The organism is Alloalcanivorax profundimaris (assembly GCF_015265435.1).
GTDB classification, from domain to species: domain Bacteria; phylum Pseudomonadota; class Gammaproteobacteria; order Pseudomonadales; family Alcanivoracaceae; genus Alloalcanivorax; species Alloalcanivorax profundimaris.
In genome coordinates, this window is record NZ_JABJWH010000020.1 from 327,561 (window position 1) to 346,271 (window position 18,711).

Annotated in this window: 18 protein-coding genes; 10 read left to right on the forward strand and 8 right to left on the reverse strand. The window is 69.0% G+C overall.

What is annotated here, in order from left to right; genetic code table 11:
* The first annotated feature begins 13 nt into the window (after window positions 1–13).
* The 3 genes from HMJ39_RS11920 (at window position 14) to HMJ39_RS11930 (ending at window position 2,524) form a co-directional block, all read left to right on the forward strand.
* The gene (locus HMJ39_RS11920; RefSeq protein WP_194297481.1) at window positions 14–907 is read left to right on the forward strand and encodes a DMT family transporter; all 894 of its coding nucleotides are present in this window, start codon (window positions 14–16) and stop codon (window positions 905–907) included.
* A 13-nt stretch (window positions 908–920) separates the two neighbouring features.
* On the forward strand, window positions 921–1,979 hold the full coding sequence (gene queG, locus HMJ39_RS11925) for a tRNA epoxyqueuosine(34) reductase QueG (RefSeq protein ID WP_194297482.1): 1,059 nt from the start codon (window positions 921–923) through the stop codon (window positions 1,977–1,979).
* A 110-nt stretch (window positions 1,980–2,089) separates the two neighbouring features.
* Complete coding sequence (locus HMJ39_RS11930) at window positions 2,090–2,524, forward strand: c-type cytochrome (protein WP_194297483.1); 435 nt, start codon at window positions 2,090–2,092, stop codon at window positions 2,522–2,524.
* Window positions 2,525–2,528: 4 nt separating this feature from the next.
* Here the strand turns inward: HMJ39_RS11930 and HMJ39_RS11935 are convergent, their stop codons facing one another.
* Both HMJ39_RS11935 and orn read right to left on the reverse strand, forming a co-directional pair.
* Window positions 2,529–3,197 carry a cytochrome b/b6 domain-containing protein gene (locus tag HMJ39_RS11935; protein WP_194297484.1) on the reverse strand — a complete coding sequence of 223 codons (669 nt, stop codon included), beginning with the start codon at window positions 3,195–3,197 and terminating at the stop codon, window positions 2,529–2,531.
* Between the two features lie 23 nt (window positions 3,198–3,220).
* The gene (gene orn, locus HMJ39_RS11940) at window positions 3,221–3,766 is read right to left on the reverse strand and encodes an oligoribonuclease (protein WP_194297485.1); all 546 of its coding nucleotides are present in this window, start codon (window positions 3,764–3,766) and stop codon (window positions 3,221–3,223) included.
* Between the two features lie 156 nt (window positions 3,767–3,922).
* Between orn and rsgA the strand changes: the two genes are divergently transcribed.
* From rsgA to asd, 3 genes are all read left to right on the forward strand, one after another.
* Entirely contained in the window at window positions 3,923–4,954 is a 1,032-nt protein-coding gene (rsgA, locus tag HMJ39_RS11945; protein WP_194297486.1) for a small ribosomal subunit biogenesis GTPase RsgA, read from the forward strand.
* Window positions 4,955–5,035: 81 nt separating this feature from the next.
* Window positions 5,036–5,860: a sulfurtransferase gene (locus HMJ39_RS11950; RefSeq protein WP_194297487.1), complete on the forward strand. Its 825-nt coding sequence runs from the start codon at window positions 5,036–5,038 to the stop codon at window positions 5,858–5,860.
* Window positions 5,861–5,912: 52 nt separating this feature from the next.
* Window positions 5,913–6,773, forward strand: a complete 861-nt coding sequence (asd, locus tag HMJ39_RS11955; protein ID WP_194297488.1) for an archaetidylserine decarboxylase — start codon at window positions 5,913–5,915, stop codon at window positions 6,771–6,773.
* A gap of 175 nt (window positions 6,774–6,948) precedes the next feature.
* Here the strand turns inward: asd and HMJ39_RS11960 are convergent, their stop codons facing one another.
* Window positions 6,949–7,722, reverse strand: coding sequence for an enoyl-CoA hydratase-related protein (locus HMJ39_RS11960; RefSeq protein ID WP_323370893.1), 774 nt, complete (start codon window positions 7,720–7,722; stop codon window positions 6,949–6,951).
* 145 nt (window positions 7,723–7,867) lie between these two features.
* On the opposite strand from HMJ39_RS11960, the gene HMJ39_RS11965 reads away from it, so the two are divergent.
* Window positions 7,868–8,677 carry an ATP-grasp domain-containing protein gene (locus tag HMJ39_RS11965; protein WP_194297489.1) on the forward strand — a complete coding sequence of 270 codons (810 nt, stop codon included), beginning with the start codon at window positions 7,868–7,870 and terminating at the stop codon, window positions 8,675–8,677.
* Here the strand turns inward: HMJ39_RS11965 and HMJ39_RS11970 are convergent.
* Window positions 8,608–9,804, reverse strand: a complete 1,197-nt coding sequence (locus HMJ39_RS11970) for a hypothetical protein (RefSeq protein ID WP_194297490.1) — start codon at window positions 9,802–9,804, stop codon at window positions 8,608–8,610. The genes HMJ39_RS11965 and HMJ39_RS11970 overlap by 70 nt on opposite strands.
* A gap of 153 nt (window positions 9,805–9,957) precedes the next feature.
* On the opposite strand from HMJ39_RS11970, the gene serB reads away from it, so the two are divergent.
* Window positions 9,958–11,187, forward strand: coding sequence for a phosphoserine phosphatase SerB (gene serB / locus HMJ39_RS11975; protein WP_194297491.1), 1,230 nt, complete (start codon window positions 9,958–9,960; stop codon window positions 11,185–11,187).
* Between the two features lie 109 nt (window positions 11,188–11,296).
* Here the strand turns inward: serB and HMJ39_RS11980 are convergent, their stop codons facing one another.
* The 3 genes from HMJ39_RS11980 to epmB form a co-directional block, all read right to left on the reverse strand.
* Entirely contained in the window at window positions 11,297–13,375 is a 2,079-nt protein-coding gene (locus HMJ39_RS11980) for an EAL domain-containing protein (protein WP_194297492.1), read from the reverse strand.
* Between the two features lie 98 nt (window positions 13,376–13,473).
* On the reverse strand, window positions 13,474–14,943 hold the full coding sequence (locus HMJ39_RS11985) for a hypothetical protein (RefSeq protein WP_194297493.1): 1,470 nt from the start codon (window positions 14,941–14,943) through the stop codon (window positions 13,474–13,476).
* Window positions 14,944–15,033: 90 nt separating this feature from the next.
* Window positions 15,034–16,041 carry an EF-P beta-lysylation protein EpmB gene (epmB, locus tag HMJ39_RS11990; RefSeq protein ID WP_194297494.1) on the reverse strand — a complete coding sequence of 336 codons (1,008 nt, stop codon included), beginning with the start codon at window positions 16,039–16,041 and terminating at the stop codon, window positions 15,034–15,036.
* A gap of 53 nt (window positions 16,042–16,094) precedes the next feature.
* Here epmB and efp point away from each other — a divergent pair, with 53 nt between their 5' ends.
* Entirely contained in the window at window positions 16,095–16,664 is a 570-nt protein-coding gene (gene efp / locus HMJ39_RS11995; protein ID WP_161384596.1) for an elongation factor P, read from the forward strand.
* 8 nt (window positions 16,665–16,672) lie between these two features.
* Window positions 16,673–17,611 carry an EF-P lysine aminoacylase EpmA gene (gene epmA, locus HMJ39_RS12000; RefSeq protein ID WP_194297495.1) on the forward strand — a complete coding sequence of 313 codons (939 nt, stop codon included), beginning with the start codon at window positions 16,673–16,675 and terminating at the stop codon, window positions 17,609–17,611.
* Window positions 17,612–17,729: 118 nt separating this feature from the next.
* Here the strand turns inward: epmA and HMJ39_RS12005 are convergent, their stop codons facing one another.
* The gene (locus tag HMJ39_RS12005) at window positions 17,730–18,650 is read right to left on the reverse strand and encodes an alpha/beta fold hydrolase (RefSeq protein WP_194297496.1); all 921 of its coding nucleotides are present in this window, start codon (window positions 18,648–18,650) and stop codon (window positions 17,730–17,732) included.
* Window positions 18,651–18,711: the final 61 nt, after the last annotated feature.

Sequence of the window (18,711 nt, forward strand, 5' to 3'; positions counted from 1 at the left end):
CCACGGGACCACCATGCCTCCTCGCTCCGAGCCCCAATGGGACCTTTATGGTCTGCACCTGGCCGCGTTCATGCTCGCCGGCACCGCGTTGTTCGCCAAACTGGTGCCCCTGCCGGCGCTGGACATCACCGGCCTGCGCGGCGGCATCGCGGCGCTCGCCCTGCTGGTGGTGATGGTGCTGGGCCGCGCGCGGCTGCGGCTGCCGTCGGCGCGCCACTACCTGGCCATGCTGATCGGCGGCCTGCTGTTCGCGGTGCACTGGATGACCTACTTCCACGCCATGCAGGTGTCCTCGGTGGCGGTGGGCGTGGTGGCGCTGCTCACCTTCCCGGTGATCACCGCGGTGATCGAGCCACCGTTGCTGCATCGGCGCGCCCCCCGGGGTTATGCGCTGCTGGCCGGCCTGGCGGTGCTCGCCGGCGTCACCCTGATCGGCCTGGAGGGCGGCCTGGCCGGCAACGTGCCCCTGGGCCTGGCGGTGGGCATTTTCTCGGCGGTGCTCTATTCCCTGCGCAACCTGCTGCAAAAGCGCTTTCTGGACGGTGTCTCCGGCCCCCAGGTGATGCTCTACCAGGGCGCCCTCACCGCCCTGGCGTTCGCCCCCTTTCTGAGCACCTCGCCGCTGCAACTGGCGCCGGCCACCTGGGGGCTGCTGCTGTTGCTGGGCACGGTGTTCACCGCCGTGCCGCACACCCTGATCACCCATGGCCTGCGACGCTTGAGCGCCACCACGGTGTCCTTCACCCTGGCGTTGCAGGTGCCCTACGCCACCCTGCTGGCGGCGCTGGTGCTGTCGGAAACCCCCGGCTCACTGGCGCTGGCCGGCGGCGCCCTGGTGGTGGCCGCCTCCCTGTTCGTCACCGCCCGGCAGCGGCGCCAGCCGGCGGCGGTGGCCACCAGCGACTGACCGCCCGCGCGACATGGATCTCGACGACCTCAAACAGCGCATCGCCCTCCGGGCCCGGGAACTGGGCTTCCAGCAGATGGGCGTGGCGGACCTGGACCTGAGCCAGGCCGAACAGCGCCTGCATGAATGGCTGGCCGCCGGCCGCCATGGCGGCATGGACTGGATGGCCGCCCACGGCAACAAGCGCTCGCGGCCGGCGGAACTGGAACCGGACACGGTGCGGGTGCTGTCGCTGCGCATGGACTACCTGCCACCGGACACCCAGCCGGTGAAAGTGCTGCGCCAGAAGGACAAGGCCTATGTGTCGCGCTATGCCCTGGGCCGGGACTACCACAAGGTAATCCGCAAACGGCTGGCGCGGCTGGCGGACTGGGTCCGCCAGGAGGTCACCGACTCGCGCCTGGCGCGGGCCTTCGTGGACAGCGCCCCGGTGATGGAAAAGCCCCTGGCCGAGAAGGCCGGGCTGGGCTGGCAGGGCAAACACACCCTGCTGCTCAACCGGGACGCCGGCAGCTGGTTTTTCCTGGGGGAGCTGTACACCGACCTGCCGCTGCCCGTGGACCGCCCCGGCGAGGATCACTGCGGCAAATGCTCCGCCTGCATGACGGTGTGCCCCACCGACGCCATCGTCGCGCCCTACCAGCTGGACGCCCGGCGTTGCATCTCCTACCTGACCATCGAACACGATGGGCCGATTCCCGAGGACCTGCGCCCGGGCATCGGCAACCGGGTGTTCGGCTGCGACGACTGCCAGTTGATGTGCCCCTGGAACCGCTTCGCCTCGCACAGCGGCGAGACCGATTTCCGCCCACGCCACGGCCTGGAAGATCGGGAATTGGTGGACCTGTTTCAATGGGATGAGGCCACCTTCCTGGCGCGCACCGCCGGCTCGCCGATCCGCCGCGCCGGCTTTCAGCGCTGGCGGCGCAACCTGGCGGTGGCCCTGGGCAACGGCCCGGCCAGCCCGGCCGCCCTGGCGGCCCTGGAAGCCGCCCGGCACGACCCCAGCGAGCTGGTGCGCGAGCATGTGGTCTGGGCCCTGCGCCGGCTGCGAAACAGAGCCGGCATGTAAAGTTCGTATTCTTTAGACTGTCAGGATCGCCTTCGGGGAACCGCCGTCGGGATGACGCCTTCAAACCGGGGGAATGTTTTTCAATTATCGACCAAGAGGGAACGCCAGCCATGAAAAAGCCAGCCCTGATTATGCTCGCCATCGCCGCGCCGCTGTTGAACGCCTGCTCCGGCGGGCCCAACGAAGCGGCGGAGTACCGCCATTCCGTCTTCCACGTGATCGCCTGGCACTTCGGCACCCTGGGTGCCATGGCCAAGGGCGAGCAGCCGTTCGACCAGGCCGTGTTCGAGCGCAAGGCGGGGATTCTGGAAAACCTCTCCAAGCTGCCCTGGGAAGGTTTTCAGGAAGGCACTGCGGAGGGCAGCGACGCCCTGCCCGCGATCTGGGAAAACCGCGACGACTTCGACGCCAAGTCCAACCGTTTCCAGGAAGAAGCCAGCACCCTGGCGAGCCTGGCCCGGGAAGGCGACCAGCAGGCCATGCTCGACCAGGTGGGCAAGGTGGGCCAGGCCTGCAAGGCCTGCCACGACGATTACCGCAAGTAACCGGTCAGCCGCCCAGCGTCACCACCAGCCACACCACCGCCGCGGCGAGCACCGCCAGCAACAGAGCCCGCCAGGCGGACGCCGGGGCGGCGTCGCCGTCGCCGGCCTTGCGGCCGGTGATCATGGCGCCCACCAGCCGCTCGCCGCGCAGACGGTGGGCGGCCACCGCCGCCACGTGCAGCCCCGCCAGCACCAGCAGCAGATTGATGTTGAAACCGTGAAAATCGGTGAGCGCCCCGGCCAGGGACGACGGCGCCAGATGATTGAGCGGGCCGTCGATGCTGATGTCATCGGTGGCGAACAGGCCGCTGATCGCCTGGGCCAGCAGTAGCACCAGCATCACCACCACCATCCAGCCACCCAGGGGATTGTGCCCCCGGTAGGCCGGCGCCCGGCCGCGCGCGAAGGCCAGCCCGTAACGGACCGCCGCCGCCGGCGCGGTGAGAAAATCCCGGAAGCGGCTGTGCGGCGAGCCCCAGAAGCCCCACAGGATGCGGAACAACAGCAACGCCAGCAGGGCGTAACCGGCCAACATGTGCCAGTCCATTTCCGCGCTGCTGCCGCCGCCGGAATACCACAGGAAGGCGAACAGCCCCACCAGGGTCCAGTGAAACAACCGGGTGGGGAGATCCCACACCCGCCCTTTTTCGCTCCGCTGCTCGGCGCCTTTCACGATCGTCCCTCCCGATCACGACCCTAGAGTTGAATCAGATGCTCGCGGTAGTAGGCGAGTTCCGCGATGGATTCACGAATGTCATCCAGGGCCAGGTGTTTGTTGGCCTTTTGGAAGCCGGCGAGGATGTCCGGCTTCCAGCGCCGGGCCAGCTCCTTGAGGGTGGAGACATCCAGGTTGCGGTAGTGGAAGAAGGCTTCCAGCCGGGGCATGTAGTTGGCCAGGAAACGGCGGTCCTGGCAGATGCTGTTGCCGCACATGGGCGAGGCACCGGCGTCCAGATACCGTTCCAGGAACGCCAGGGTGCGCCGCTCCGCCTCGGCGTCGTCCACGTCGCTGCGCTTGACCCGCTCCACCAGGCCGGAGTTGTTGTGGTGGCGGGTGTTCCACTCGTCCATGCCGTCGAGCAGGGCGCCGCTCTGCTTGACCGCCATCACCGGCCCCTCGGCCAGGATGTTCAGATGGGCGTCGGTGACGATGGTGGCGATCTCGATGATGCGGTCGTGGCTGGGGTCCAGCCCGGTCATTTCCAGATCGATCCAGATCAGGTTGTCCTGTGATTGCGTCATGGTTCTCCCGGGGAAAAAGCCGATACAGGGTGAAGGATACAGGATACAGCGCGCGACCGGCCCTGCCAGCCGCAAGGCCGTGCCCGCGACGCCCGGGTTGCTGTATCCTGCAGGCTTCATCCCGTATCGGCGGCCAGGCCGCCCGCACAGCACACTATGGCGAAACGCAACCTCAACCGGCGGCAGCGCTGGCGCATCGAGAAGATTCAGCAGGAGCGGCGCGACCGGGCCCAGCGCAAGGCGGAGCGCGCCCACCCGACGGCCACCGATCTGGGCGAGGAACAGGAAGGCACCGTGGTGGCCCACTTCGGCGGCCAGGTGCTGGTGGAAGCCGGTGACGGCGCGCCGACGCGCTGCCACTTCCGCGCCAACCTGGAACAGCTGGTGGTGGGCGACCGGGTGATCTGGCAGGCGCCGCGCAGCGAAGGCGACGGCGTGGTGACCGCCGTGATGCCCCGCGCCACCGTGCTCAAGCGCCCGGACAACTACGGCAACCTGAAGCCGGTAGCGGCCAATCTGGACCGACTGCTGGTGGTGTTCGCGCCGCGTCCGGAACCGTCCAGCGCCCTGCTCGACCGCTACCTGGTGGCCGCCGAGCTGTCCGGCATCCCCGCCACCCTGGTGCTCAACAAGGCGGACCTGGTGGCCCCGGACAACGCCGACACCGTGGCCCGGTTGGTGGCGCTCTACCGGGACCTGGGTTACCCGGTGCTGCAGGTGTCCGCCACCTCACGGGACGGCCTGGCCGACCTGAGCGACGGCCTGACCGGCGGCACCGTGGCCTTCGTGGGCCAGTCCGGAGTGGGCAAGTCGTCCCTGGTGAACGCCCTGCTGCCGGAGGCGGAACTGGCGGTAGGCGCCCTGTCGGACGTGTCCGGCCTGGGCCAGCACACCACCACCACGGCGCGCCTGTTCCACCTGGAGGGCGGCGGCCACCTGATCGATTCCCCGGGCATCCGCGAATTCGGCCTGTGGCACATCGACGAGGACGAACTGCTGCGCGGCTATCGGGAACTGGCGGCGCTGGCCGGCCACTGCCGGTTCCGCAACTGCACCCACCGCCACGAACCGGGCTGCGCCCTGCGCGAGGCGGCGGACGCGGGCCGCATCAGCGCCGAGCGCCTTAATAACTTTTTTCACATCGCCGCCACCCTGGATGAACAGGCGCGACAGCGTTATCACTCCTGAGCGAGGCCGGGAACCCATCTGACACCCTCCCTGTCCCTCCAGTACAATGCCTGTCACACGACGTAGCGATGGCGATCAATCATGACCTCTGAACTGCCGCTTCTCATCGAACCCGCCGAGCTGGCCGACCATCTGGACGCGCCGGACCTGCTGATCATCGATCTGTGCAAGGATCAGGTGTACGACCAGGCCCATGTGCCCGGCGCCATCCACCTGGACCATCAGCGTCTGCTGGCGGGCACCCAGCCGGCGCCGGGCCTGCTGCCCGACGACCAGACACTGTCGGCGCTGTTCTCCGAACTGGGCCTGACCCCGGATACCTGGGTGGTGGCCTACGACGACGAGGGCGGCGGCTGGGCCGGGCGCCTGCTGTGGACCCTGGACGCCATCGGCCACAAGCGCTACAGCTACCTGAACGGCGGCATCCACGGCTGGCTGGCCGAGGACCTGACCACCAGCACCGAGCGCACCGAAGCGGAGCCCAGCGACTACCAGGTAGGCGAACACGACCCGCGCACCAGCGTCGACCTGGACCATGTGCTGGCCCACTACCAGGACCCGTCCGTGGTGATCTGGGACGCGCGCTCCGAGGAGGAATTCGCCGGCGTGCGCGCCTTCGCCCAGAAGGCCGGCCACATCCCCGGTGCCGCCCACTACGAGTGGACCGACGCCATGGACAAAACCAACAATCTGCGTCTGCGGGATCTGGAGGAAATCCGCCGGGAGCTGGCGGACCGGGGCATCCAGGGCGACAAGCAGGTGATCACCCACTGCCAGACCCACCACCGCTCCGGCCTCACCTGGCTGCTCGGCAAGATCCTGGGCTTCCAGGACATCCGCGGCTACCCGGGCTCCTGGGCCGAATGGGGCAACCATCCGGACACCCCGGTGGAAAAATCCGAATAACACCAACCACCAAACCGCCGGGCTCGCGCCCGGCCCGCATGGAGAGCCCGCCGTGAGCGCGCTGAAAGACAAAGTGTTCGTGGCCGTTCAGTACTGCCTGCCCCAGCATCTGCTGTCGCGGCTGGTGGGCTGGGTGGCGCGCAGCGAGATCCCCTGGATCAAAACCACCTTCATCAACACCTTCATCCGCCGTTTCGGCGTCGACCTGAGCGAAGCGGAGATCGAGGATCCGGACCGTTTCGAGAACTTCAACGCCTTCTTCACCCGGGCGCTGAAGGACGGCGCCCGCCCCATCGCCGAGGACCACGATGCCCTGGCGTGCCCGGCGGACGGCACCGTCAGCCAGCGCGGCCGGCTGCGCGGCGGCGACCTGTTCCAGGCCAAGGGCCGGCACTACTCCGCCTTCGAGCTGCTCGGCGGCGACGGCGCCCTGGCCGGCGAGTTCAGCAACGGCGAGTTCGCCACCGTCTATCTCTCGCCCAAGGACTACCACCGGGTGCACATGCCCTGCACCGGCACGCTGCGGGAAACGATCTATGTGCCGGGGCGGCTGTTCTCGGTGAACCAGGCCACCACGGAACGGGTGCCCCGGCTGTTCGCCCGCAACGAGCGGCTGGTGTGCGTGTTCGACACCGAACGCGGCCCCATGGCCGTGGTGATGGTGGGCGCCATGATCGTCGCCGGCATCGAGACGGTGTTCGCTGGCCAGGCAACGCCCCAAGCCACCGACGTCACCCGCCGCGACTACCGCGACCCGGCGCCGGTGGTGCTGGAAAAAGGCGCCGAGCTGGGCCGCTTCCTGCTCGGCTCCACGGTGATCCTGCTGTTCCCGGAGGGCGCCGCCACCTTCGACGACGCCGCCCTGCCCGGCGACACCGTGCGCATGGGCCAGCCCTTCGGGCGGTTCCGGTAGCCGCCCGTGACGCTACCCCGTAGCGAGTCGGCGTGGTCCCTCCTTCCGGGACCCTGTTTGACAGGATGTCAAACCGGGAGCCCCCAGGGACGGGTTCACGGCGTTCCCGGAAGGAGGGACCACGCCGACTCGCGGCCCGGCTGGAGAAACACGCCCGAAGATTCCCGCGCGGCCCTTACTTCTTCCCGAGCTTGGCGGCCAGAATGGCCTTGGCCTCGTCGCCCTGGAGCATTTCCGCGAACAGGGCCAGATCGTGATCCACCAGCTCCGCCAGCGGCATCTCCGCCGCCTGGCGCATCAGTTTCTTGCTCTCGCGCATGGCGCGGCGCGGCTTGGCGGCCAGGGCCACGGCGTACTGGCGAGCGGTGCCCTCCAGGTGCGCCCGCTCCACCACCCGCGCCACCAGCCCCGCCTGGGCCGCTTCCTCGGCGGTCAACGGCTCGCCCACCAGCAGCATGCGCGCGGCGCGCTGGTAACCCAACCAGGCCGGCAGCAGCTTGGAGGACCCCGCCTCCGGCACCGCGCCCAGATCGACGAACGGAGTGATGAATTTGGCGTCGTCGGCGGCCACCACGATGTCCGCGTGCAATAGCAGGGTGGTACCCACGCCCACCGCATTGCCCTGCACCGCCACCACCAGCGGCTTCTCGAAACGGCTCACCGCGCGGATGAAGGGCGCGGCACCGGCCTCGGTACCGTCGCCGGTGCCGTTGCCGGCGGCCAGGAAGTCCGCCAGATCGTTGCCAGCGCAGAATGATTTGCCCTGGCCCTCGATCAGCACCGCGCCGATGTCGTCGTGGTCGGACGCCAACGCCAGCAGGTTGACCAGGTCCTGGTACATGGCCCCGGTCAGGGCGTTGAGCTTGTCGGGCCGGTTCAGGGTGATGGTCATCACCGCTTCAGTGGTCTTGACCAGGATCTGGCCGCTTTCCGGTGCCGGTAATTCCACGGTTGTCTCCCTCGATTCGATTCGCTGCGCGAAAGGTTAGTGCGCCGCCGGCGGGAATGCCATGACCGGAAGCGTCGCGGGGGCTTGCCGGCGCGCGGTTTTCGTCCTATAAATCGCCGGTTGCGTTGCGCGAGGTCCGCCGGCCTTGAAACTGATTTCCTTCGACCCCTTCCGCACCCTGGGCCTGCCGGGGGTGCGCTATATCAAACCGGAGCATATGTTCGCCCAGCGCGAGCAGCTCGCCGACGCGGACTGGCTGCTGTTCCCCGCCTACTGGCAGTTGCACGCGTTGCACTACGTGCTCGGCCGGCCGATCTTCCCCAGCCTGGCCACCTATCACCTGGGCCACGACAAGATCGAGATGACCCGGGCCCTGCGCCTGGCCTGCCCGGACAACGTGCCCGAGACCGAGATCCTGCCGTCCAGCCACAGCGGCGTGAGCCGCATCCTGGACACCTGGACCTTCCCGTTCGTGGCCAAGCGGGTGCGCTCCAGCGAGGGCGACGGCGTCTTCCTGGTGGAAAACCGCCAGCAATTCCTGGATTACGCCGCCCGTCACGAGGCGCTCTACATCCAGAAACTGCTGCCCATCGTGCGCGACCTGCGCGTGGTGGTGGTGGGCCGGGACATCGTCGCCAGCTACTGGCGCGAAGGCACCAGCTTCCACAACAACCTGGCCCGGGGCGCCCGGGTGCGCACCGATCTGCCGGTGCCGGACGCCGCCCTGGAGCTGGTGCTGGAGCTGGCCCGCCGGCTGGGGATCGACCACGCCGGCTTCGACGTGGCCTGGGTGGACGGCCGCCCCTATGTGCTGGAATTCAACCGGCTGTTCGGCAACCAGGGCATCGCCGACCTGCCGCAGCGGGTGGGCGCGGCCATGCGAACCTATTTGCTGGACGAGGTCTCGCCCTCGCCGCTGTCTCCGGAGCCGGCGCCCATCACCGTTTCCGCCTGAGTCCGTAACAGCGTCTGGTAGCGGTGGGCGAGCTGCTCCACCGGCTGCAGGCGCACCTGCTGCTCGGCGGCCTGCACTACCAGGGCCCGGTCGGTCTGGTAAAGCGCCTTCACATCCAGCTCGGCGCGGGTCAGCTCGCTCTCCGGCACATGCAGCCGGCCGGGCACCCCGGCCAGGCACAATGCCCAGCTGTCCGCTTCACCGAACTGTTCGCTGATCAGCGCCTTGAACTCCAGTGCCGGGGACTGGGCGGCCTTGCGGCGCGGCGCCTGCAGGCGCACCACGCGCAGGAACAGCAAGCCGGCGCACAGGGCGGAGAAAGCAGCGGCGGACAGCGGCTCGCCGCTGAAGCGCACCCGCGCCCGCTCGCCCAGCCCGGCCACCACCCGGCCGCCGTACAGCGCCACCACCTCGTCCAACAGACGGTGGTAATCGTCCAGCAACTGGTCCAGGGCGGCGCGGGTGTAGCGCTGCTGGTAATGATCGAAGTTGACCACGCTCAGGCGCAGTTCCACCGCCGGCCCGGTGTCTTCCTCCGGCTGGCCCGGCACCACCGGCGGAGCGGGACGATCCTCCGGTTCCGGCGGCGCCGCTTCCGCCGGCGGCGGCGGGCGGAACAGGCGACGGTAAATGGCCTCGCCGGCGAGCCGCAGGATCAGGATGCCCAGCACCACCAGCACATAGCCGGTTTCCAGGCGCTGGCGCGGCGCCGGGTCGGCGCGAGCCGCCAATTGCAGGGAGCCGGCCATCTCGCCATCGGGCAGGGCCACCGGCACCTCCACCACCAGGCCGGCACCGTCCGGCAGGCCCCCGGTGACCGGCTCCCGGGCGGTGTCCAGGAAACGCGCGCCGGCCACCGGCGCCAGGTCCCGGGTTTCCCGGGCGATCACGTTGAGGCCGATCAGATCCTCGCCGGCCAGGGATTCGGCGGCGCGCAGGCCGGTCTGGCGGGCCAGCGCCTCCAGCTGGACCCGCTGCTCGGCGGCCAGGCGGGCGGAAAAGTGCTCCAGGAAGTAAACGCCGATCACCAGCGCCACCAGCAGCATCAGCGCCAGCTCCCACAGCAGCCGTTTCTCCCGCCGCAGCCGCGGACGCCCTTGTTCCCAAAGCTGTTGCCACAGGGCCATGCGCTGCCATCCTCGCTTGGTTCAATGGGCGCCGAGTATAACCCGCCCAGGCGCCCTCCGGCTTGGCCGGGGCCTCAACCCGCGCCGCTTTTCTGGTAATCTTGGACGCCGTTCCATTCTGCCACCCACGGCCCCCAAGGAGAGCCCCAGAGCGTGCGCGAGATCATTCTCATCCAAGTGTCCGGCAACGACCGTCCCGGACTCACCGCCGCCTTTACCCGTATTCTGGCCCGCTACCATCTCAATATCCTGGACATCGGCCAGGCGGTGATCCACGACACCCTGTCGCTGGGCATCCTGGTGGAAGTGCCGCCGGGGGCGGACGCCTCCTCCATGCTCAAGGACCTGCTGTTCGAGGCCCACAAGCGCGACACCTCGGTGCGCTTCCGGCCCATCGACGAGGATCGCTACGAGCAGTGGGTGTCCGGCCAGGGCAAGGACCGCCATATCATCACCCTGCTGTCGCGCAAGATCACCGCCGAGCAGCTCGGCGACGTGACCACGGTGGTGGCGGAAAACAACCTCAACATCGACAGCATCGCGCGGCTATCCGGCCGGGTGCGGCTGGAAGGCGAGAACGGTGACCCGGACGGGCGCGCCTGCGTGGAAATCTCGGTGCGCGGCGAGCCCCGCGACACCGCCGCCATGCGCGCCGCCTTCCTGGGCATCGCCAACGACCGCAATCTGGACATCGCCTTCCAGCGCGACAACGCCTTCCGCCGCAACCGCCGGCTGGTGGTGTTCGACATGGATTCCACCCTGATCCGCTCCGAGGTCATCGACGAGCTGGCGGTGGAGGCCGGCGTCGCCGAGCAGGTGAGCGCCATCACCGAGCGGGCCATGCGTGGGGAACTGGACTTCAACGAAAGCTTCCGTGCCCGGGTGGCCCTGCTCAAGGGGCTGGACGAGAGCGCCCTGGAGCGGGTGCGCGACCGCATCGAGCTCACCGAGGGCGCGCGCCGGCTGGTCAGCACCCTGAAGGCGCTGGGCTACCGCACCGCCATCCTGTCCGGCGGGTTCACCTGGTTCGGCCACTGGCTGCAGGGGCTGCTGGGCATCGACTACGTCTACGCCAACGAGTTGAAGATCGAGGACGGCCGGGTCACCGGCGAAGTGGCGGAACCGATCGTCAACGGCGACCGAAAGGCGGAGCTGTTGCGCGAGATCGCCTCCCGGGAAGGCATCGACATGGAACAGGTGATCGCCGTGGGCGACGGCGCCAACGACCTGCCCATGCTGGGAGCCGCCGGCCTCGGCATCGCCTTCCGCGCCAAGCCGCTGGTGAAGAAGAACGCCGAGCATTCCATTTCCACCCTGGGACTGGACGGCATTCTTTATCTGATCGGCGTGCGGGACAAGGACCAACAAGAACTACTTAAGTAGTGAATAGTTAACAGTGAACAGTTAACAGCTAAACCAAGCGCGGGCCCGCGGCCCGCGCGTGACTCTTGCGCTATTAACTGTTAACTGTTCACTCTTAACTGCTCTCTCCTCATCCTTCGGTGGTTTCCGCCACCTCCAGCCGGTCCATGGGCGCCTGCAGATAGTAGCCTTGCAGATAATCCACCCCGCCCAGGGTCCACAGGGTCTGCATCTGGGCGGCGGATTCCACGAAACCCACCAGGGTGCGCCGGCCGCTGCCCTGCACTTCCTGAATCAGCTCCGCGAAACGTTCGCGGCTTTCCGCCTTGCCCAGCTCCTGGGTGAACGAGCCCTCGAACTTCACCATGGTGGCGGGGATATGCTCGAACAGCTTGAACGGGTCCAGGCCGCCGCCGAAGCGGCTGATGGAGAGCCCGCAGCCCTGCTTGCGCATGGTCTCGGCGAAGGCGCCGGCCTGCTTGAGGTAATTGACCGCGTCACCCTCGGAGAACTGGAAGATCACCTGCTCACCGGACAGGCGCGCGGCGCGCATGGCCTTGGTGAGCCATTCCGCCAGCCCGCTCTCGCCCAGCGAATAGCCGCTCAGATTGACCAGCAGGGTGACCTTCTCGTCCTGGGCGGCGGCGGCGCGCATGGCGTTGAGCACCACCCAGCGATCCACCTTGCCGGCCATGCCCAGCTCCGCGGCCACCGGCATGAAGTCCGCCGCGGCCAGGTCGTCGCCCTGCTTCTGGGGCATGTGCACGAACACCTCGAAGATCTGCTCGCTTTCGTCGCGCAGACTCATCAGTGGCTGGTACTTGAGGCGGAAGCTGCCCTTCTCCAGGGCCTGGCGGATGCTCAGGGCGACCGCTTCGTTGGAGCCGGCGGCGACATCGTCCATGGGGTCGTGAATCTTGATGGCGTTGCCCTGCTCGTCGTTCTGCCGCTGGGCCTGATTGCAGCATTTGAGCGCCTTGGTGAGGATATCCTGGCTGCTGCGCGCGTCCTCCCGGGCGAAGGCCACGCCCAGGCTGGCGGTGATGTGCACGGTGCGCGCCGCCACCTCCGGCATCAGCGTTTCGATTCCGGCGCGCAGTTCCTCGGCCAGGGTCGCCGCCTCGTCGATGTCGGCCACCGGCTTGAGCACCGCGAAGTCCTCGCCGTCCACCCGCGCCAGCTTGCCGTCGGCGCAGTGGCCGCGCAGCCAGTCCGCCACCGCGCGCAGGGCGTCGTCGGCGCCCTCCATGCCGAGGCTGGACTGGTGGTGCTCGAAATCGTCCAGACGCAGGTACAGCACCGCCGCCAGTTCTCCCTGGCGGGCCGCGTCGCTGACCGCCTGATCCAGTTGCTCCATGAACCAGGAGCGACTGTAGAGCCCGGTCACCTGGTCGGTCTGGCTGATCTCGTGGAGCCGCTCCTGGAGGGCGTTTTCGTCCAGGCCGGTGGCGCGGATCACGATCTGGGTGCAGGCCTCGCCGTCGAAGGTGCTCGGCGAGAAAATGAAGTTGGCGCCGAACTCGCCGTTTTCGGTGTGCACGCCCCGGCATTCCAGTTCATTGGTCTGGCTTTCATCCTGGGCGCGGCTGCGCAGCAGCTTCTTGAGGCGGTCGTGGTCCTCGGCGGAGACCATGTCCATGATCGGCACGCCGGCCAGTTCGTCGGCGTCTTCGTAGCCGAACATGCGCGCGTAGTTTTCGTTGGCGTGGATGTGCATGCCGTCCAGCACGTAGGCGATGGCGTCGCGGCTCTGGTCCATCAGCAGGCGCAGGCGTTTCTCCGCCTCGTGGCGGCTGATCTCGGAATGCTGCAGCTCCTTGCGCAGGCGCAGGAACTCCATGAGCCGGTCCACGCACTGCATCAGCAGCTCGCGGTCGTCCTTGGGCGCCACCGCCCGGGCGCCGGCGTTGTAGGCTTCACGCACGATCTCGGCGTTGTAGTCATCGCTGAGCAGCACCACCGGCAGGGCCTTGCCGAGCCGGTTGATGTGCGCCATGGCGCCTTCGAAGGTGCCGTCGCCGAAACTCGGCCGGCACAGCATCAGTTCCCAAGCGCCGCCCTTGAGCGCGCGCACCAGCTCATCCTCGTTCAGCGCCAGTTGTGCCCGGGTCGCCCGCCCCGCGTTACGCAGGGCATTCATCAACTGTTCGGCTTCATCCTGGGAGTCATGGGCGATCAGCAAGCGAAGGGTATCGAGAGCGTATGTCATCGGCGCCGGTGCTCATCCGTTATTCGTAGAGCGTCCATTGTGCCTGACGGCGCTGCGTTCGCCAAAGACCTGGATCAATGCGCCGCCGGCCTGAGCGGTCAATCGGGACGCAAGGAGAAGCGCGCCACGTCCGGGGAGACAGCCACCCGGATGCCCAGCCGGGCCAGCCGGGGCGGCCCTTCCCAGATGGTCACCCGGGCGCCGGCGCGGAACCCGGCGGTGGGCACCAGCAGGGTTTCCGTGTCCATGTCCACGCCGGCGGGCACCAGCAGGGCCGGCACCGGCAGGGTGTCGCCATAGCCGTGGCTGAGCCGCACCGGCCGGGTGCCGGCGGGCCACAGCGCCACGCCCAACTGAGCGCCGTCGCCGTGGCGGGCCACCCAACGCACCTCGCCCACCCGCCAGGCGCCGGTGTCCGGGTCGCGCACCGCCACCGGGCCGCCGGTGCGCAGGGCCCGGGGGGTGGCGCCGGCCCAGGCCAGCCGGCAACCGCCCTCGGCCCGGTCCAGCCAGCGCACCGGGTGCGGGTCGAGCTCGCCGCCGGCGCGCTCCAGGCCGTCGTGGGCCGCTTTCAGGCCGACCAGCAAACCCGACTCGCCGCTGGCCGCGCGGCGCGGCCGGGCCCGGTCCGGGGCCGCCAGCCAGACCGCGCGCAGTTGGTTCAGCAGAATGTCGCCGAGCGGGCTAGCGGCGCCGTCGCCCGCCAGCGCCTCGGCCAGGGGGCGGGGGTCGAAATAGAGCTGGCCCGGCGGGTCGCCCCCGGCCACCGGGCGGGGGCCCTGGTCGCTTTCCGGGTCCACCCGGAAGCGCGCCTGACGGCGGTCGCCGTGCAACACCAGCCAGCGCGCCCAGTGCCCGGCGGCCCGGTACAGGGCGAGCAGCGCGGAGGGACGCAACCGGTTGGGCTGGGCGCTGGCCACCAGCAACAACCGGGCGTAGGTCAGGTGCACCGAGCCCTCGCGCCCGGGCAGCAGCGGGTCCGCCACGGTCACCGCCTGCAGGGCGTGGCGTTCGGCGGTGGCGTGCAGGCGGTGCAGGCGCCGCCACAGACCTTCCGGCACCGGGGTGTACAGCAGCCAGGCCAGGCACAGACGCTGGGCCAGGGCCTCGGCGGCGCGCTGCAGGGCGGTGGCGGCGGCCTGCCGTTCCGGGCGCCCCAGGCGCTCCTTGAGCAGCGCCACGGCCACCGCCTGGTAACCCAGGGCCAGCCCCTCGAACAGCGCCCGGGCATGGTCCGCCGCCGCGCGGCTGCGCGCCGGCGGCACCAGGGGCTGATTCAGGAAGTCGGCTTCCAGGGCCTGGGCCAGCTGGTGGACGCCGGGGCGGACCTCTTCCAGCAGCGCCAGGCGGCGGCGGGCATCCACCCGCAGAAGCGCCAGTTCCTCCAGGAGCCGCAGCAGCGGCAGAACGCCACGCGCCGGGTCGGCCATGGGCTCGCCGAGGGACAGCGTCGCCAACCAGGCGCGCAGGCGCCGGGGGCGGGCGCTGGCCAGGGACAGTTTTTCGATCGGTTTGCCGGCATCGGGCGGCAGCGCCCATGCCAGATCCGTTGGCCAAGCCTCGTGCATCGGTGTCTTCCCTCACCGACGGGCGGCGATTGCCCGTTATTTTTGCGAACTGAATCACAAAACCGTACGGGAAAACCGACTGATTGTAAATTAACCAGCCAGCACTGTTTTGGCCGCTTCGCCGGGCTCTTCCCGGGCCAGCCGGGGCACCAGAAAGCCCGGCAGACGAGCGCGCAGAGCGGCATGCAGGGCCCGGGCACGATGGTCGGGAACGGCGAAGTGGGCGGCCCCGGCCACCGCGTCCAGTTGGTGCAGGTAATACGGCAGCACCCCGGCGTCGTGGAGCCGGTCGGACAACGTCGCCAGGGTGTCCGCGTCGTCGTTGACGCCGGCCAGCAGCACCGCCTGGTTGAGCAGGGTGACCCCGGCCCGGCCCAGGGTCCGGCAGCGGGCCGCCAGATCGGCGTCGATCTCCCGGGGGTGGTTGGCGTGCAGCACCAGGGTGGCGCGCCAGCGCGGCGCCTCCAGCAGCGACAGCAGGCCGTCGTCGAGGCGCTCGGGGATCACCACCGGGGTGCGGCTGTGCAGCCGCAGCCGGTCGAGATGGGGAATCGCCGCCAGTTCTTCCAGCAGCGCCGCCAGCCGCTCATTGCCCAGGGTCAGGGGGTCGCCGCCGCTGAGGATCACCTCGCGAATGTCGTCGCGCTCGCGCAACCAGGCCAGGGCCTGCTTCCAGCGTCCGCCGGACAAATGGGTCTGGTAGGGGAAATGGCGGCGGAAGCAGTAACGGCAGTGCACCGCGCAGGCCCCGGTGACCACCAGCAGGGCGCGGCCATGGTACTTGTGCAGCAGCCCCGGCACCGGCGTGTGCTCGGCCTCCTCCAGGGGATCGGCGCCGTAACCGGGCACGGTTTCCCGCTCCCGACCGCTGGCCAGCACCTGGCGCAGCAAGGGGTCGTCCGGGTTGCCCGGCTCGATGCGGTCCAGATAGCGGCGCGGCACCCGCAGGGGGAAATCGCTGTCGGCGTCGACGCCATCGGGCAGCCGCGCCGGGTCCAGGCCCAGGTGCTCGCACAAGGCGGCTACGTCAGTGATCAGGTCCGCCTGCAGGCGGCGCCAATCGGGCACCTGCCAACCGTCGGCCTCCTGCGTTATCATGGCCAGCCTTTTCAACGCCATCCGGTAATTCCCGCAACAGTGGATCAGTGTCTATGGCCAGCTATTCTACCAATGAATTCAAGTCCGGCTTGAAGGTCATGCTCGACGGCGACCCGTGCGCCATTATCGAAAACGAGTTCGTGAAGCCCGGCAAGGGCCAGGCCTTCAACCGCGTGAAACTGCGCAACCTGAAGACCGGCAAGGTGGTCGAGCGCACCTTCAAGTCCGGCGACAGCCTGGAAGGCGCCGATGTGCTGGATATCACCATGCAGTACATCTACAACGACGGCGAATTCTGGCACTTCATGGACCCCAACACCTTCGACCAGAAGCCCGCCGGCAGCGACGCCGTGGGCGACGCCAAGCAGTGGCTGAAGGAAGAGGACATGTGCGAGATCACCCTCTACAACGGCGAGCCGCTGATCGTGAACCCGCCCAATTTCGTGGAGCTGGAGATCACCCAGACCGACCCCGGCCTCAAGGGCGATACCGCCGGCACCGGCGGCAAGCCGGCCACGCTGAGCACCGGCGCCGTGGTGCGCGTGCCCCTGTTCGTGCAGGAAGGCGAGGTGATCAAGGTGGACACCCGCACCGGCGAATACGTGGGCCGCATCAAGAACTGAGCCCGCCCATGAGCGATGCATCCTGGCTGCCCACCGCCGCCCACGATGCCCTGAAGGCGCGCGCCGACCTGCTACGGTCGGTGCGCGCCTTTTTCGATGGGCGCGGGGTCATGGAGGTAAGCACCCCGCTGCTGGCCGCCCACGGGGTCAGCGACGAGCACATCGATGCCATCGAGGTGCCCGGCCACGGCTGGCTGCAGACCTCGCCGGAATACCACATGAAACGGCTGCTGGCCGCCGGCAGCGGGCCGATCTATCAGATCGCCCGGGCCTTCCGCCACGGCGAGGCCGGCGCCCGCCACAATCCGGAATTCACCCTGCTGGAATGGTACCGCCCGGGCTTCGACCTGGAGGCCCTGGTGGACGAGTGTCTGGCGCTGCTGGGCCCGCTGTGCGGTGCCGGCGCCGAGCGCCGCCGCTTCCGCGAGCTGTTCGCGGCGGTCACCGGGCTGGACCCGCTGACCGCCCCGGCGGCGGATCTGGCCGCCCGGGCGGAACGGGCCGGCGCCCCGACCGGCCTGAGCGGGCCCCAGGCGGTGGACTATCTGATGGCCGTGGACGTGGAGCCGGCCCTGGACCCGGCGGTGCTCACCGTGGTCACGGATTTCCCCGGCTGGGCGGCGGCCCTGGCGCAAACCACCGAGGACGGGGACGGCGCCCGGGTGGCGCGGCGCTTCGAGATCTACCACCGGGGCCTGGAGCTGGCCAACGGTTACCAGGAGTTGCTGGACGCCGACGAACAGGCGCGCCGCTTCGAGCGGGACAATGAAAAGCGCCGGGCCGCCGGCAAACGCACCATGACGCCGGACCCGTACCTGCTGGCCGCGCTGGCGGCGGGGCTGCCGCCGTGCAGCGGCGTGGCGCTGGGGCTGGAGCGGCTGCAGATGGTGCTCAGCGGCGCCGAACGCATCGACCGGGTGTGGCCGTTTCCCGTTGAGCGTGCATGATGCGCTGGACGCCGGACGCTAAAACCCTGCACGGAAACGAATGGCGTGTTTGCTGTCAGGCAGCACCTTCCTGCCAGTAACGCCCCAGGAACTCCAGGCCCGGGTTGAGCGTCCGGCGTCAGGCGCCCACCGCCACCGCTTTCTCCACCTCCACCCGCTGGCAGTTGCCATCAATCAATTCCACGATACGTGGCTGCACCGACGGCGGCAGGTCGTGGCCCATGCCGTCGATGATGGTCAGCCGGGCACCGGGGATGGCCCGCGCCGAGGCCTTGCCGCCGGCGGGCCGGATCAGCGGATCGGCGCCACCGTGGACCACCTGCACCGGACACCGCACCGCCTTGAGCCGCTTGGTCAGGTTGCCGGTGGCCAGGATCGCCAGGAACTGGTTACGGATGCCACGCGGGTTGAGACCCCGCTCCCAACTGCGCCGGAACATGTTCTCCAATTCATCGCGGCCCTGGTCCAGGGTGCCGCCCAGCTTGGCCATCATGTCCAGGCCGAAGGCCACGTACTGATCCACGGTCTCGATTTCCGTGCGCGGCGCCACCAGGGTCTTCAGCGCCGAAGGGCGCGGCGGCGGCAGCAGCGGGCTGTTGGTGCTGGACATGATGGAGGTGGCGCTGAGCACCCGCTCCGGCCGGGTGGCCGCCGCCAGCTGCACGATCATGCCACCCATGGAGGCGCCCACCAGATGCGCCTTGGCGATGCCCAGGGCATCCAGCAGGCCCATGGTGTCGTCCACCAGGTCGTTCAGGGTGTAAGGGGCGTGAACCTTGAGGCCCACCAGATGGCGCAGCATCGCCTGCACCGGCCCGTACTTGAACGGCTTGCGGATGCGGGAGGACTTGCCGGCGTCCCGGTTGTCGAAGGCGATCACCCGGTAGCCCCGGTTCGCCAGGGCGTCGAGCAGCCCCTCGGGCCAGAACACCAACTGCGCCGACAGCCCCATGATGAACACCAGCGGTTCACCGTCTTCCGGGCCGCGGGTTTCGTAGAACAGTTCGATGCCGTTGCTGTGCACCGTGCCGGTGGCCATGGGCGTTTCCTTCTCTTGCCGGGGGAGTGAAATCAGTGGCCCAACATAGAAAAGCCCGGCG